General features: G+C 34.8%; 13 protein-coding genes and 1 pseudogene. 13 read left to right on the forward strand and 1 reads right to left on the reverse strand.

Translation table 11 applies throughout. From position 1 onward, the window contains the following. Positions 1 to 371 precede the first annotated feature (371 nt). From ACVWXS_RS03250 to ACVWXS_RS03305, 12 genes and pseudogenes are all read left to right on the forward strand, one after another. The gene (locus ACVWXS_RS03250; protein ID WP_456956008.1) at positions 372 to 1,865 is read left to right on the forward strand and encodes a helix-turn-helix domain-containing protein; all 1,494 of its coding nucleotides are present in this window, start codon (positions 372 to 374) and stop codon (positions 1,863 to 1,865) included. A 38-nt stretch (positions 1,866 to 1,903) separates the two neighbouring features. Beyond that, positions 1,904 to 3,202 carry a protoglobin domain-containing protein gene (locus ACVWXS_RS03255; protein ID WP_456956010.1) on the forward strand — a complete coding sequence of 433 codons (1,299 nt, stop codon included), beginning with the start codon at positions 1,904 to 1,906 and terminating at the stop codon, positions 3,200 to 3,202. Between the two features lie 15 nt (positions 3,203 to 3,217). After that, entirely contained in the window at positions 3,218 to 4,219 is a 1,002-nt protein-coding gene (locus tag ACVWXS_RS03260) for an HD domain-containing phosphohydrolase (protein WP_456956012.1), read from the forward strand. A gap of 394 nt (positions 4,220 to 4,613) precedes the next feature. Further along, positions 4,614 to 5,183: a manganese efflux pump gene (locus tag ACVWXS_RS03265; RefSeq protein WP_456956014.1), complete on the forward strand. Its 570-nt coding sequence runs from the start codon at positions 4,614 to 4,616 to the stop codon at positions 5,181 to 5,183. Between the two features lie 427 nt (positions 5,184 to 5,610). Beyond that, positions 5,611 to 6,138 carry a YceI family protein gene (locus ACVWXS_RS03270; RefSeq protein WP_456956016.1) on the forward strand — a complete coding sequence of 176 codons (528 nt, stop codon included), beginning with the start codon at positions 5,611 to 5,613 and terminating at the stop codon, positions 6,136 to 6,138. A 2-nt stretch (positions 6,139 to 6,140) separates the two neighbouring features. Then, on the forward strand, positions 6,141 to 6,389 hold the full coding sequence (locus ACVWXS_RS03275) for a hypothetical protein (protein ID WP_456956018.1): 249 nt from the start codon (positions 6,141 to 6,143) through the stop codon (positions 6,387 to 6,389). A 51-nt stretch (positions 6,390 to 6,440) separates the two neighbouring features. Continuing rightward, positions 6,441 to 7,367, forward strand: coding sequence for an NAD-dependent epimerase/dehydratase family protein (locus tag ACVWXS_RS03280; RefSeq protein WP_456956020.1), 927 nt, complete (start codon positions 6,441 to 6,443; stop codon positions 7,365 to 7,367). A 536-nt stretch (positions 7,368 to 7,903) separates the two neighbouring features. After that, positions 7,904 to 9,178, forward strand: coding sequence for an AAA family ATPase (locus ACVWXS_RS03285; protein WP_456956022.1), 1,275 nt, complete (start codon positions 7,904 to 7,906; stop codon positions 9,176 to 9,178). Beyond that, positions 9,175 to 9,750, forward strand: a complete 576-nt coding sequence (locus tag ACVWXS_RS03290; protein WP_068983381.1) for an RloB family protein — start codon at positions 9,175 to 9,177, stop codon at positions 9,748 to 9,750. Before ACVWXS_RS03285 ends, ACVWXS_RS03290 begins: the two co-directional genes overlap by 4 nt. 404 nt (positions 9,751 to 10,154) lie before the next feature. Beyond that, complete coding sequence (locus ACVWXS_RS03295; protein ID WP_456956025.1) at positions 10,155 to 11,798, forward strand: glycerol-3-phosphate dehydrogenase/oxidase; 1,644 nt, start codon at positions 10,155 to 10,157, stop codon at positions 11,796 to 11,798. Positions 11,799 to 12,002: 204 nt separating this feature from the next. Then, positions 12,003 to 12,495 (forward strand): annotated as a pseudogene (locus ACVWXS_RS03300) (glycerol-3-phosphate responsive antiterminator). A gap of 152 nt (positions 12,496 to 12,647) precedes the next feature. Continuing rightward, positions 12,648 to 13,451 (forward strand): MIP/aquaporin family protein, encoded by an 804-nt coding sequence (locus ACVWXS_RS03305; protein ID WP_456956027.1) that lies wholly within the window; start codon positions 12,648 to 12,650, stop codon positions 13,449 to 13,451. A 169-nt stretch (positions 13,452 to 13,620) separates the two neighbouring features. On the opposite strand, the gene ACVWXS_RS03310 is transcribed toward ACVWXS_RS03305, so the two are convergent. Further along, the gene (locus ACVWXS_RS03310; RefSeq protein WP_456956029.1) at positions 13,621 to 13,983 is read right to left on the reverse strand and encodes a hypothetical protein; all 363 of its coding nucleotides are present in this window, start codon (positions 13,981 to 13,983) and stop codon (positions 13,621 to 13,623) included. A 44-nt stretch (positions 13,984 to 14,027) separates the two neighbouring features. On the opposite strand from ACVWXS_RS03310, the gene glpK reads away from it, so the two are divergent. After that, positions 14,028 to 15,524, forward strand: coding sequence for a glycerol kinase GlpK (gene glpK / locus ACVWXS_RS03315; RefSeq protein ID WP_456956031.1), 1,497 nt, complete (start codon positions 14,028 to 14,030; stop codon positions 15,522 to 15,524). Positions 15,525 to 15,565 lie beyond the last annotated feature (41 nt).

The raw sequence follows: 15,565 nt of genomic DNA on the forward strand, positions 1-15,565 counted from the left end.
TCAAATCATGCATAAAATCGAACAAATAGTGATTTTGCATATTTTAAATTGCTTGTTATAGTTTACATATCCTGAAAAATAAGAGACTTTATTCATGGTTGCTCAAAATGAGTGAATTTGATTAAAATAAGATTTTTTTGTTGTTTGAAAGAGTATTTGATGGGAGTGAAATATACACCAAACGTATGTTTTGTTATAAAGTTTATCCTCTGTGATAGTCAAAAAGTATTGATTAAAACGCTTTTTGATGTTTAGTGTCGTGAAAAACGGGAATAGAATTTAATGATAAGAGCTATATAAACTTATCTAATTTTAATAGTTTATTATTGACACAGCTATAAATTGTTAGCGTAAGACATTGAGGTGTTTTTATGTATAATTTTTTAGATCGTTTAGCTTTACAAAAAATAAAGGTTTTACATCATATGTATAAAGAACAGAGACTGTATTCAAGTTTAGAGTTAGCTCAAAAGATGTCTCTGTCAGAAAGAACAATTATAAAAATAATTGAGGGAATTTCGAATGATTTGGGATTTATTACAGAATCTGCGGTTATCCAAAAAGTAGAGCATAAGTATTTTCAATTGGACTACAAAGACAATTTCTCTATTAAAACGGTAGAAAGATATTATTTACAAAAGTCATTAACATATAGAGCTTTTGATCAGATTTTTTACAATAATTTTAATGATATTAATATGTTTGCCTTAGAAAATTTCACCAGTGTACCCTCCATATATCGACGTATAAAAAAAGTTAAACCTTTGTTAAGTAAATTTCATTTAAAGTATACATCCCTTGAAACGGTCATTTTTGAAGGTGCGGAAAAACAAATTCGTTATTTCTACTTCTTGTTCTATTGGAACTCGTGTTGGGGGGAAGTATGGCCATTTACTCTCGTATCAAGAGAAGAAATTCTAGAAAGAATGAAGGAAGTAAATATAGAATACTCCGAACCCGTTTTATACTGGCTTGCCATTTGCCTAACACGTGCAAAATTAGGTTGCTTAATTGAATATCATCCAATGTATGCAAACTTTACAAAACATCATCATAACTATGAGCAATTATCGGAAAAAATCAAGTATATCTTCGAAGAATTTACAACTTTATCAGAAGAAGAAATTGAATTAGAAACAATGTTTTCATTTTCCGTAACTTGCTGCATGCGTCATTATCAGAAGAAAGATAATGACGCAAGTTTATTGATGAATTTTGCTCAGCACCATAATCAGGAGCTCTTTATACAAGTAACTTTATATTGGATGGAAATATTTATGGAACATTTTTCCGTTACCTTAGATGTAGAAGAATATGGGGCACTTTTTATAAATTTACTACATCTTCATTATTTTATATTAACGTTTTCAGGTCCAGCTAGTTTATTTAAAGAAGATCTTTATAAGAAGCGATTAGAAATGCATGAAACTGCTCAAATCGAAATCATGAATCAGTTTTATGATCGGCTATTAGAAAATAAAGACTTTGCTATCGTATTTAAACGTAGAGAAGTATTAATCGGTCGATATCATAAATTACTAAAACAAACATTAAGTATTATTAATAGAGATACCATTAAAATAAAAATATTTTCAATGATAAATGATATACCTTATCTATTCAATCAAGTAAAACGTGTTTTTGTCCATGTTGAGTTATGTTCTGAAGATGAAGAAGCAGAGTTAATCATAGCAGACCGCTTATACTTAAATATTCAAAAAAAAACAGAAGATATATTTGTTTGGAATTCAGTTCCTTCGAGAGGAGACTATGAAAGGTTAGGAAAAAGGCTACAGGAGATCTATTTTAAAAAGTATCAACAGCCAAATAAGTTACTATTGAAAACTTTACTAAGTGATGTTTAAAGAAAAATATTCGCTTTTTTAAGAATAGAGGTTGATTCATGCGCTGGAAATATAAAAATATACAGATAGACAACGGCATTATATTATTCGATAGTAATATAATGATGGATATTCAAAATGGCAGTGAAATAGAGAAGCAAATAAAAATGATTAATTTTTCAATAAAAGACTTACAAGTAATTAAAAACTTGCAACCATTTATTGAAGAAGCAATAGATGACATTGTTGATCACTTTTACAATAATCTAGAATTGGAAGATTCATTATTGACTCTTATTAAAAAAAATAGTTCAGTGGATGCTTTGAAGAGAACTTTAAAATTACATATTTTAGAAATGTTTTCGGGAATAATTGATGATGAATATTTTTTAAAAAGAGCTAGAATAGCGCAAATGCATGTAAAAATTGGTCTACAGACAAAATGGTATTTATGCGCCTTTCAAAATTTGTTTATAACAGTTATTGAGATGATCGAAAAGAATTTTTCTGATAAAGAGCTTTATTATTCTAATGTAAAAGCACTTTCAAAATTATTTAACTTAGAGGAACAAATAGTTCTTGAAGAATACGATAAAGAGACAAGTAAAATTAAAGAAAAATCAAATAAACAGGCAGCAAAAACTGGAATTCAAGTTGTCAATTCAACTGAAAATCTAGTATTTATTTCAGAACAAACTAATGCGACATTTAAGGAATTACATATTCTTTGCACAGAAATGATGGAGATCGTCAATGCCGGAAAAGAGTTATCTGCTTTAGCAGAAGAGCGGGCTGAAAATGGAAAAGTTCAAATGAGTAAACAGAATAGTAATATGATGAAAGTTCATGAGGCAGTCCGAATAATCTCCAATGATATAAAAGAATTGTTAAAGATAACAAAGGAAGTCCAAGGCATTATAGATATTGTAAAGGAAATAACCGATCAAACAAATTTATTATCTCTTAATGCAGCAATTGAAGCAGCGAGGGCTGGCGAACATGGCAGAGGATTTGCAGTTGTAGCAGAAGAAGTTAAGAAACTATCAGAAGTAACGAAAAAATCAGTCTCAAATGTAGCTCATTTAATTTTATCCACCGTAACTAATGTGGAAAAGTTATCATCTTCACTTGACATGATAAACCAATCCGTTCATGACGGGCATGAAATTATGAAACAAACAGACATATTTTTTGAACAAATCTTACAATCTATGAAGGAAACACAAGAACATAATAAATATTCACAAGAAGAATTGGAAATTTTTGTTGATGTCGTGAAAGAATTGGGTAAAGCATTTGATGAAGTTGCATTGTCGGCTGATCGACCTGCTAGTTTTGCTAATGAATTAAACAATTGATGAGGAGTTTTCCGAATGAGCAAAAAAATGCCAAAAGAATTAACGTATTTTTTAAAACTGGGTGATGCTGTTGTAATTGTTGATGAAGATCAATTAATTATTGATGTGAATCAACAATATGAAATTAGCACTGGCTATAAAAGAGAATTTCTAATTGGATTACCAGTAGGGTGTTTAAAATCGAGTGCAACACCATTTGTTATGTATAAATCGATAGAAAATACATTGAGAAATGGTAAAACATGGTCTGGGACGATGATTAATGTTAACAAATCATTAGAGCAAAGGTACTCATTTATAACGATTACTCCAATTGAAATAAAAGGAATTGTTTATTATGTAGGAGTAATGCGCGTGGCAGAACAACTATTGATAGAAGAAGTGAATCAGAAACAAATAGATCAAAAGGAATTATTTAAATTGTTAGCTCTATCAAGTGAAATGCGCGATGTAGATATCGCAGGGCATCTTTTAAATGTGCAAAAGCTATCAGAGAAACTCTTGCTAAGCCTCTTTGAAGATAGAACATATAATTTATCTGTAGAGTATATTAATAAAATTATTCAATACAGTGTATTGCATGACATTGGCAAATCCGGAATTCCAGAGTCGATACTGTATAAAACGGGTACATTAACAATTCATGAAAGGAAAATCATGGAGATGCATCCTCTGATCGGTATCGATGTATTAAATAAAATATCTGATGAAATGAACAATAAACTCTTTGAAGATATAGAAATAGCAAGGAATATTATTAAATCTCATCATGAGAATTGGGATGGATCAGGATATCCCATGGGATTAAAAGGAGAAGAAATTCCATTTGAAGCGAGAGTTATATCCATAGTAGATGTATATGACGCTTTAGTTAGTAGTAGAGCTTATAAAAAATCTTGGACAAAAGAAGAGGCACTTTCATATTTAAAAGAACAGAAGGGCACTAAGTTTGATCCTAATTTAGTAGAAGTGTTTATAGAAAAAGTAATAGGTGAAAATAGCATTATTCTAAAATAAATGTCGAGTATTCAGCTGAATAATATATGAAATAATACTGAAACAACCTCATTTTAGACTACTTAACGATGATTACTAAACGAATTTTATAATTCAAAAAATTTCAATTTACTTGGAGGAGCAAATTGAAATTTTATAAAAATAAAAGTAACACCTGATTATGAATTATTTCAAAAAAAGTGGAATTCAATATGAAGAAGATGCCCAGTACTTTAATACATTAATAACTGAAGTGATAACATTAGTATTCATCAGTGCTTTGCTTGTAAATGACATTGAATCGTAAAAAACCCAAGTTTTTCACGATTCAATTCCATACAAAGATGGCTGAACAAAATATTTTTTTCCTCATATGATATGTGCAAATGCTTCAAATATTTTGAGGAGGAAAAGTATGCATTGGGTAACCATCATTCTTATAGGTATAGCCGCAAACTTAGATAATTTAGGTATAGGTCTTGCCTATGGGATAAAACGTGTAAAGATCCCCGTTTTATCGAACGCGGCTATAGCGGTCATTTCCATGATCGTCACATATGTTGCAGTTACAGCCGGGAGTACGATTGATGAATTCATTTCTCCACATACAGCTAATTTGTTAGGTAGTTTACTGTTAGTTACTATAGGATTGTGGACTTTAGTGTCAAATCGTTTTTCTCAGCAAGGAATTGCAGAAAAACCTGAATTATTTGATGAAGATAAAAATTACATTATCTCTTTCAGAGAATCAATGACACTTGGTTTTGTCTTATCTGCCAACTGTCTAGCTGGAGGTATTGCTATTGGCGCAAACGGTATATCAGTCTTATGGACAGTAATCTCTATCGGCATTTTTTCATTTATAACAGTGGGTGTTGGTAGTCATTTTGGAAGTTTACTAACTAAAACATTTATTGGAAAATATTCTGCAGCTATATCTGGTTTGTTACTTTTAATTATTGGTATATTGGAAATGTTTAGTTAAATAAGTGGCGTTGTTAAGAGGATTTAGGGGATATCAGGAATTTTTTCGTGATATTCCTTTTTAATAGAAAATTTCAATATATTAAGGGTGAATTTGGTTGAGTTTCAATCGATGGCACAAAGCTTAATAATTCAATTTTGCAAACGGACAATAATGAGTTTTATATAAATTGTAATTTTAAAGACCGAGAAAGTTCGGCTGCCAGTGTGGGGAAACTGCTAAGGTAGCAAAGTTTTAATTTATCACTTGACGTAAATTAATTATTAATATATAGTAAGTTACATAAAGTAATCAATTACTTTTGGTAACTAGTGTATTCAAAGTAACTACTCATGTTTTATCTTGAACATAATTAATGTAGTTACTTCATATTTTAACATATATCTCGAATTCGAGATAAACAACAATGTAAATGGAGGAATTTAAAATGGCAAAATGGAACATTGATTTAGGACATTCAGCAGTTAACTTTCAAGTAAAACACATGATGGTATCAAAGGTAAAAGGTGTGTTCGATACTTATTCAGCAGATATAGAAGCGGCGGATCTTGGAGATTTAACAACAGCCAATATTGACTTTACAATCGATGCAGCAAGCATTAACACACGTAGCGAAGATCGTGACAATCACTTAAAAGCAGCAGATTTCTTCGATGCCGAAACATATCCAACAATCACTTTTAAATCAACGAACATTACAAAAAAATTAGATAATGAATTTGCCATTACAGGTGATTTAACAATTAAAGACGTAACAAAATCAGTAACATTTGATACTGAATTTAATGGGAAAGGGACAAATCCATGGGGCCAAGAAGTTTATGGCTTTGAAGCTGAAACGACAATCAATCGTGAAGAATTTGGCTTGACTTGGAATGCTGCTTTGGAAACTGGTGGTGTTCTTGTTGGTAAAGACATTAAAATTACAGTTGAACTAGAAGTAAATCCAGCTTAAACATGCAAACTGTGCTCGAATATAGTCGGGCACAGTTTTTTATGTTTTATCTGTGCGAAAGCGAAGCGACAGCAACAAATGTTTTATCTGTGCGAAAGCGAAGCGACAGCAACAAATGTTTTATCTGTGCGAAAGCGAAGCGACAGCAACAAAGCGCCCAGTCGGAACAAAAATCAACCACACGATATAGTGATGAGTCAAAACTAGGGTTATTTTATAAAAATAACCCAATAACTAAGTTACTTGCATAATTTTAGTAATTACTGCATATAAATCATCATATTGTTTTTGGGGGCGATGGGATGAATGTATTAGTGACAGGTGGTTATGGTTTTATTGGCAGTGCAGTGGCAAGGCGTTTCTTTAAGGAAGGTGCAAATGTTTATATTATTGATAATTTAAGCACAGGCCATTTACGTAATGTCGACTTTGAGCATAAATCGTATCTTTTGAATGTAGAAGATGAGGTTTGTGAGCATCTCTTTAAGGAAATATCATTTGATGTGGTAGTCCATTGTGCTGCGCAAACAAGTGTCCGAAAATCGATACAAGAGCCAGTGAAGGACGTTTTAACGAATATTGTAGGGCTAAGTCAGATGCTCTTCTTATCGTCAAAATATAAAGTAAAGCATTTTGTTTTTGCCTCGTCTGCGGCTGTTTACGGTGATAGTCACTATCCACCACTAGAAGAAACGGATGTTAGTGAGCCCATTTCAATGTATGGATTAAATAAAAGCATTGGTGAAACATACTGTGAAAAATGGCAAAAGGATTATCGTTTACCAACATTAATTTACAGATTTGCTAATGTATTCGGCCCAAGACAATGTATGCAGGGGGAAGTGGCGGTTATTCCTAGCATGCTAAAAAGCAGTATTGAAGGAAAGCCCTTTACGATTTATGGAGATGGAGAACAGACACGAGATTTCATTTATGTAGATGACATTGCAGATGCTATTTATGCCGGTGTGCAAGCTAAATTACAAGGCATTTATAATGTATCAACGAATGAGGCGTGGTCGATTCATCAAGTCATTTTATTATTACAGCATTTAAATCATCCTTTAGAAATTCAATATGCTCCTGCAAGAGAGGGAGATATTGAGCATTCGTTTTTAAATAATGCCAAGTTGGCAAAAGCAATGGGGTGGAGACCAAAAACTTCTTTTGCGGAAGGCATAGAGCGCACATTGCAAGCATTACAAAATGAAAAAATCGTTGAAATTTAAGTACAGGACCTCGCTTAGTTCATTAAATATGAAGATGAAGATTTGTAAGTGTAATATTTGACGATTTACCCTACTCCAAAGGGAAAATCGTCTTTTTATATTTACAATAATGAATTTAAGTAAAACTTTTGATTCCCAGCATGGGCGAACGCTTTTATTTAAATGACAAAATCTAATTGCATCGTAAAGGGAAGACACATCGAATCCTTGCCGTTTACAGGTTTTATGAGTATATATTGTTTGAAAGGCCTATCTAAGACGATTTACCCTGCTTTAAGGAGAAAATCCTCTTTTTATATTTTCAATTACTTATTGAGAGAGGGAAACTAATCATTCATCAGCAAATAAATATAGACCCTCGTTCAAGCGTCAAAACCATGCTTGATCTTTCATTGCTATTTAGTAAATTGACATATTTTGTAATTGGTATTACACGGGTTAAAAATAGTGTTTTCTTATGTCTATAGTATAATTATTTTTCAACACACCTGATTATTTTTAAAGGAATGCTGTGGAATTGAACGGGGGGCTTACACATGTTAGTAGATTTTAGAGTGAAAAATTGCTTAAGTTATAAAGATGAAACATTATTTTCTATGGTCGCGGGAAACCGTATTCGAAAACTAAAAGACACACATACAATGAATTTTGAATCGTTTCGTCTTGTGAAAAGCGCTTTTATTTTTGGACCAAATGGAAGTGGAAAATCGAACTTATTCACAGCTATTAAAGTGTTACGTTCTTTGTTGTTTAACTTTGAAAACCTTAATAATGTCAAACAACTGCGCTTGCCCTACCAACCGTTTAAGCTAGGAGGTCAGCAAGGGCAACCGACAGAATTTATGATTTCATTATTACTAGATGGGGTACTGTATGATTATGAGGTACAGTATAATGCATCGCAGGTTCTTTATGAATGCCTCGCTAAAACGACAACGTCCATGAAAGAACAGCTCTTTATCAGACAGTGGGATGGGACAGAATATTTGTATGAAACTGCCCAAAACACAGCGTTAGAGCTGACAAAATATACGCGTAATAATACGGCTTTCTTATCAGTATTAAATGTCTTTAATGACCCCGATGCTACGAAAATATTTGATTGGTTTTTACATAAAATTCTGTTCCTCGATGAAGCAAACCGGTTATCAAGTCATCCACTGATTCGTAAACTTGAAGAGGAACCCTTTAAGAATGAAGTCATTAAGCTACTTAAAATTGCAGACTTTTCTATTCAAAATGTGACAGCAAGACATGTTGAGCGCAGAGAGAAAAATACTATTTATGAGTTTGACACTTCGGAGGTTATTCAAGAGGTGGATATTGATTTGCACTATTTATCGTTCGATGAAGCAGGTGCGCCAATCGGTACAGAGACGATTAATTGGACGATGGATTCAAAGGGAACAGTACGGATGCTACATTTAGCATGTGTTATGGTAGATGCATATAATAAAGGAAAAACGATCTTTATAGATGAATTTGATACTGCATTTCATGTATCGATTTGTGAATTTTTAATGGCTATAATGAACAGCAAACGTAACGCCAGTAATCAATTTGTTGTAACAAGTCATGAAATTGATTTATTGGATCAGCCATTACGTTCCGATCAAATTTGGTTTGTCAATAAAAGCTTTAAAAATGAATCCGAGTTATACTCCTTATTTGATTTTGTAGATTTGCAGAAGAAACGAGGAGATATTTCCTATGCCAAGCGTTACTTAAAGGGCGAGTTTGGTGCAACACCGGTTATTAATGAATACTTATCCAATCAATATTTAGATAAAGTGGAGGTATCTGAGCTGTGAGAGTACGTCAACAAGGAAACCGAACACTACGTAAAACTATTTTAATTTATTGTGAAGGTGAAACTGAGCGCATTTATTTTGAGCAAATGCGTATTTTAAAGCGCTCAAAATTGGTAAGTGTCAAAATTAAAAACGTGAAACGCTCAGCTATTAAGCTAGCTCAGCATGCCTATCGAGATTCGAGCTATCAATATTTTGATGAAGTTTGGATTGTATTTGATAAGGATGATTTAACTGAAAAGCAGTTAGAAGAAGTGAATGACTTTTGTGAGGAGAAAAATATTCATATTGCTTACTCAAATGAGGCATTTGAATTATGGTTACTGTTACATTTTGAAGAGGTCGATATTTCGGAAAAATATCCTCGTGCTGTTTTAAATGATAAGATGGAGCAACATCTAGGGATAACACGTTATTTCCGACATAAAGCGGATGAGTCAGTTATTGCACCCATCGCATTACGGCATGAGGTCGCTATAAAAAACTGCACGGAAATGATGGCACTTCGCAAGACAGAAAACCGTGACAACCCATATTGCAACATACATGAAATGATTCAATACATATTTTAATGTCAACAGCAGATTTTCTGGGGATCTAATAGAGGACCAGCCGTGTTGTAGATTTTCATCAAAAGCTGGAGGTAGTCTTTTTATAGTCCTCTAATATTGATCATCCTGTAGATTAACAACCTCTGAAATTTTTAACATGAATTTTTAGTGTTCGGGAATAAATAAGATCAGAAAGCTATGACAACTGAACTGAACATATGATACATCTTGACCCCCATAAATGATTGAAAAGTATATTTTTTAGTCGTTATTCTTCCGATTATCTAACTTGCCTTTCCTATTTAAACACACTACAAGTTAATAAAAGTTTTGAGCGACTGAGAGACCATTAAAAACATTTGTACATTTCGTGCATATGCTTTTAATGGTCTCTTTTTTCGTTCTTAATAAGGAGGAAATTCATTATGAGCACAGCTTCAGCAATACAACGTCAACAATCGATTGAGGAATTACAAAGTAAAGAATACGATTTATTGGTCATCGGTGGCGGTATTACAGGATGTGGTATTGCGCTTGATGCAGTTGCCCGCGGTTTATCTGTAGCATTAGTTGAAATGCAAGATTTCGCCGCTGGTACTTCTAGTCGCTCGACAAAATTAGTACACGGTGGGCTTCGTTATTTAAAACAATTTGAGATAAAAGAGGTTGCAGATTTAGGAAAAGAGCGTGCGATTGTTTATGAAAATGGACCTCATGTAACAACTCCTGTATGGATGCTACTCCCGTTCCATAAAGGAGGCACATTTGGCAAATTCTCAACGAATATTGGCTTACGTGTCTATGATTTTTTAGCAGGTGTTAAACGTTCTGAACGTCGTTATATGTTAAATGCTGCAAAAACCATTGAAAAAGAACCTTTGGTCAAAGCTGAGGAATTACGTGGCGGAGGAGTATATGTAGAATATCGTACAGATGAAGCGCGTCTGACAGTCGAAGTTGCCAAAGCAGCCATCGAAAAAGGAGCTACACTTGTAAACTATACAAAGGCAGAAAACTTTATATACAATGACCAGAAGAAAATTAATGGAATCGTAGCACAAGATTTGATTGCCTATAACATGTTTACGATTCGTGCTAAAAAGGTAGTTAATGCTGCTGGTCCGTGGGTAGACGATGTTCGTCATATCGAAGGAAAACAAAATGGTAAACATTTAATTTTATCGAAAGGTGTGCATATCGTTTTTGATAAATCCAAATTCCCATTACACCAAGCTGTATATTTTGATACGTCTGATGGCCGCATGGTATTTGCGATCCCTCGTGATGGGAAAACATATGTTGGAACGACAGATACATTTTATCAAGGCGATGCACGTAAAATGGATATTCATCAAGAAGATCGTGATTATATGATGAAGGCAATTCATTACATGTTTCCAAAAGTTAAAGTTACTGATGAAGATATCGAATCAAGCTGGGCAGGTGTTCGTCCATTAATTCATGAGGACGGTAAAAACCCTTCTGAAATTTCTCGTAAGGACGAAGTATGGGAATCTTCTTCAGGACTTGTGACAATCGCTGGCGGTAAATTAACAGGTTATCGTAAAATGGCTGAAATTGTCTTAAATAAGATTACGCAAGATTTAGAACAACAATTTGGGGTTACATCTAAACCATGTTATACAAAGCATATTCATATTTCTGGTGGAGATGTTGGTGGCTCCAAAAACTTCCATGCATTCGCATCTAAACGAACAAAAATGGGCATTGATATGGGATTATCTGAAGCGGAAGCAAAACATTTAGCACATCATTACGGGTCAAATGTTGACATTGTTTTTGAATATGTAAAAGAAAAACATGCTGTTTTACCTCAAATGCTCTATGCTCAGTTACTATATGGGATTCATCATGAAATGGTTGTTCATCCAAACGATTTTATAATTCGTCGTACAGCCTATATGTTCTTTAATATCGCGCTTGTGAAGAAGTACAAAGATGCAGTAATAGATGAAATGGCAAAACAATTAAATTGGTCTACTGAGCAACGTGAGCAATATGAAAAAGATTTAAATACAGAAATAACAAGAGCCACAACTGCATTATAAAAAAATGAGGAGCTGTCCTAAAAGTAGATATATTTTGGTGGAAATCCACGTAGACTTTTGTATGTGCGACAAAGCATGAGAGAAACGTAGCGGCAGGAGTACAGCGATGTGCTTTTGCCTTGCCGCGGAAAGTAAGAAGGATTTTACCGTATACAAATAGGCTAGATATTTTATGACGGACTTTTTATACAGAGGGGTAATCAAATGAATTTTAATAATCAACAAATTATTCCCGCTGCACGTACAGTAAAGCAATTTGAGGAGGTATTAAATAGTCGATTCGAATACATTGTTCTACTAGAAGTGCATATTAGTTTACTTATGTCAATCAGGCGCGAGGCAGATCGTAACGCTACAAAGTTAATTATTCATGCAGATTTAATTAAAAACAGATAATTTTGCAGCTGATTTTTTTTGCAATGATATCCGTCCGGCAGGCATTATTTCCACTCAATCGAATATGTTAATAAAGGCGAAATCTAGTGGAATTATGGCTATTCAGCGTGTCTTTTTAATTGATACGATTGCGTTTGAAAAAAGCCTTTCAATGATTTCTGAAGTTCATCAACGTACAAAAATCCCTGTTATTACAGGTGGACTAGTTCGCACAGTGGAAAGTATAGAGGAGGCGCTATCAGCTGGTGCAGTGGCCATTACGCCATCAAACAAAGATTTATGGGAAAATTTTAAACAATAAGTTGATTATGTGGGTTACTTTTTCTAGAATGTACGTAAGTTCAAGCGCGTGGTTAGGAAAAGGAACCCACATTTATTCAACTGCTAGTATGCAGTTTGTTTAAGTGTGGGTTTGTTTTTTTAGGTGTATTAAAAACAAAGGGGGTTTTTTATATGTCTGTATTAACAGCGGAACTTGTCGGCACGATGATTCTTATTTTATTCGGTGGTGGTGTTGTTGCGGGTGTATCACTGCACAAATCGAAAGGTTTTGGCGGTGGATGGGTGGTGATTACATTCGCTTGGGGTCTAGGTGTGGCGATGGCTGCATATGCTGTTGGTGGTATTAGTGGTGCTCATTTAAACCCTGCTTTAACAATCGCACTTGCTACAATTGGTAATTTCCCGTGGGAAGACGTACCTGCTTATATTGTTGCACAATTGATTGGTGGTTTTTTAGGTGGGGTACTTGTTTATTTTATGTATTTACCACATTGGAAAGGTACGAAAGATTCAGATGCAAAACTGGCTGTATTTTCTACAATGCCTGCCATTAAACATCCATTATCAAATTTAGTTTCCGAAATGATTGGTACATTTATACTTGTTTTAGGTATTCTAGCATTAGGTACAAACACAATTACAGATGGGCTAAACCCGTTTCTAGTTGGTATGCTAATTGTAGCTATTGGGATGGCATTAGGGGGGCCTACTGGTTATGCAATTAACCCTGCACGTGACTTAGGTCCACGTATCGCTCACTTTTTCTTACCAATACCAGGAAAACGTGACTCGGGATGGTCATATGCATGGGTGCCAATTGTTGGTCCAATGATCGGTGGTACATTCGGTGCCCTATTTTTCCAACAAATTTTTGAGGGGAAAAATAGTATTGCATTCTGGTTGCTTGCTATTATCGTAGCTATTATTTTTATCGGTGCTCAAATGACAGTGAAAAATGTTAAAAGTGAAGCGTAAATCATTATGCCTCAGCATAATTGCGTCCGAAATCGCCTTTGTGCTTAGGCCTGCACGAGGGCCGACACGATGTCGGTCATTTCGGTAATGCCACAGGACGTGGCGTTTTTACCGATGCAGGTCAGTTAGCCGTTATCGCATGGATGCGATGATTTTAGGCTAACATCCTTTAAGAACTCCTTTCCGATTCCGTGACATCCGCTGAAAAGTAGCTTAAATCCGCATTCATCTCACCACCTATAGAGGTAGGGGACTTTTGTAGCTGACGCTTCGCTTTCGCTACAGAAAATAATTGTAGCTGACGCTTCGCTTTCGCTACAGAAAATAATTGTAGCTGACGCTTCGCTTTCGCTACAGAAAATAATTGTAGCTGACGCTTCGCTTTCGCTACAGAAAATATTTGTAGCTGACGCTTTGCTTTCGCTACAGAAAATAATTGTAGCTGACGCGCTTTCGCTACAGAAAATAATTGTAGCTGACGCGCTTTCGCTACAGAAAATAATTGTAGCTGACGCTTCGCTTTCGCTACCAAAACACTTGCTGAAAGAAATTAAAAAATATTTGGAGGTATGACCGATGTCAGAAAAAAAATATATTTTAGCTTTAGATCAAGGTACAACAAGCTCACGTGCTATTTTGTTTGATGAAAAAGGGAGCATTCTCCATAGTGCACAACAAGAATTTCAACAACATTTCCCACAATCTGGATGGGTTGAACATAATGCAGAAGAAATTTGGTCATCCATTCTGTCTTGTATCGCTACAGCGCTTTCTGCAAAAAATATTGATTCAAATCAAATTGCTGGGATCGGTATTACAAACCAACGCGAAACAACAGTTGTTTGGGATAAAACTACAGGGAAGCCAATCTATAATGCAATTGTATGGCAATCACGCCAAACGAATGCTATTTGTGAAGAATTGAAAGCAAATGGTTACAATGACTTATTCCGTGATAAAACAGGTTTATTAATCGACGCATATTTCTCAGGCACAAAAGTAAAATGGATTTTAGACAATGTTGAAGGTGCTCGTGAAAAAGCAGAAGCAGGGGACTTACTATTCGGCACAATTGATACATGGTTAATATGGAAGTTGACTGGTGGTAAAGTACATGTAACGGATTATTCAAATGCTTCTCGTACATTAATGTATAACATTTATGATTTAAAATGGGATGAGGAGTTATTAAATATTTTAGGCGTTCCTGCTTCCGTGCTTCCAGAGGTTCGCCCTTCTTCAGAAGTATATGGTTATACAGAAGAAGCTCTGTTCTTCGGTTCTGCTGTTCCGATTGCTGGGGCTGCGGGTGATCAACAAGCTGCTCTATTTGGTCAGGCTTGCTTTGAAGAAGGCATGGTAAAAAACACTTATGGTACAGGCTGCTTTATGTTGATGAACACTGGTGAAAAGGCAGTAAAATCAGAGAATGGCTTATTAACTACGCTAGCTTGGGGCTTAGATGGTAAGGTTACTTATGCTTTAGAAGGAAGTATTTTCGTAGCTGGCTCTGCTATTCAATGGTTACGCGATGGCTTACGAATGTTCCGCTCTGCTACTGATTCTGAGCAATATGCTGAACGTGTGGAGTCGACTGATGGCGTTTATGTAGTTCCTGCATTCGTTGGTTTAGGAACGCCTTATTGGGATTCTGATGTACGAGGTGCTGTCTTCGGTTTAACTCGTGGTACATCTAAAGAACATTTTGTACGTGCAACATTAGAATCATTAGCTTATCAAACAAAAGACGTACTTAGCGCAATGGAAGCAGATGCAAATATTCCACTAACAAAATTACGTGTAGATGGTGGCGCTGTTGCAAACAATTTCTTAATGCAATTCCAAGCAGACTTATTAAATGTTCCCGTTGATCGTCCGGTTATTAACGAAACAACTGCTTTAGGTGCTGCATATTTAGCGGGGATAGCAGTTGGCTTCTGGAAATCAACAGATGAAATTAGTGAGTATTGGAATTTAGAACGTCAATTCACACCTGATATGGATGAATCACTTCGTGAGGAAATTTATGCAGGCTGGAAAAAAGCTGTGACAGCTGCTCAAGCGTTTAAATAATTAGATTAATAGGTTGGATTTAAAAGATAGCTGAATAGTGA

This window comes from Lysinibacillus sp. TE18511, from assembly GCF_054062295.1.

Excerpts from the sequence above, each read along its gene's own strand:
- ACVWXS_RS03250 (WP_456956008.1), top strand. The coding sequence starts at position 372 with ATGTATAATTTTTTAGATCGTTTAGCTTTACAAAAAATAAAGGTTTTA.
- ACVWXS_RS03255 (WP_456956010.1), top strand. The coding sequence starts at position 1,904 with ATGCGCTGGAAATATAAAAATATACAGATAGACAACGGCATTATATTA.
- ACVWXS_RS03260 (WP_456956012.1), top strand. The coding sequence starts at position 3,218 with ATGAGCAAAAAAATGCCAAAAGAATTAACGTATTTTTTAAAACTGGGT.
- ACVWXS_RS03265 (WP_456956014.1), top strand. The coding sequence starts at position 4,614 with ATGCATTGGGTAACCATCATTCTTATAGGTATAGCCGCAAACTTAGAT.
- ACVWXS_RS03270 (WP_456956016.1), top strand. The coding sequence starts at position 5,611 with ATGGCAAAATGGAACATTGATTTAGGACATTCAGCAGTTAACTTTCAA.
- ACVWXS_RS03275 (WP_456956018.1), top strand. The coding sequence starts at position 6,141 with ATGCAAACTGTGCTCGAATATAGTCGGGCACAGTTTTTTATGTTTTAT.
- ACVWXS_RS03280 (WP_456956020.1), top strand. The coding sequence starts at position 6,441 with ATGAATGTATTAGTGACAGGTGGTTATGGTTTTATTGGCAGTGCAGTG.
- ACVWXS_RS03285 (WP_456956022.1), top strand. The coding sequence starts at position 7,904 with ATGTTAGTAGATTTTAGAGTGAAAAATTGCTTAAGTTATAAAGATGAA.
- ACVWXS_RS03295 (WP_456956025.1), top strand. The coding sequence starts at position 10,155 with ATGAGCACAGCTTCAGCAATACAACGTCAACAATCGATTGAGGAATTA.
- ACVWXS_RS03305 (WP_456956027.1), top strand. The coding sequence starts at position 12,648 with ATGTCTGTATTAACAGCGGAACTTGTCGGCACGATGATTCTTATTTTA.
- glpK (WP_456956031.1), top strand. The coding sequence starts at position 14,028 with ATGTCAGAAAAAAAATATATTTTAGCTTTAGATCAAGGTACAACAAGC.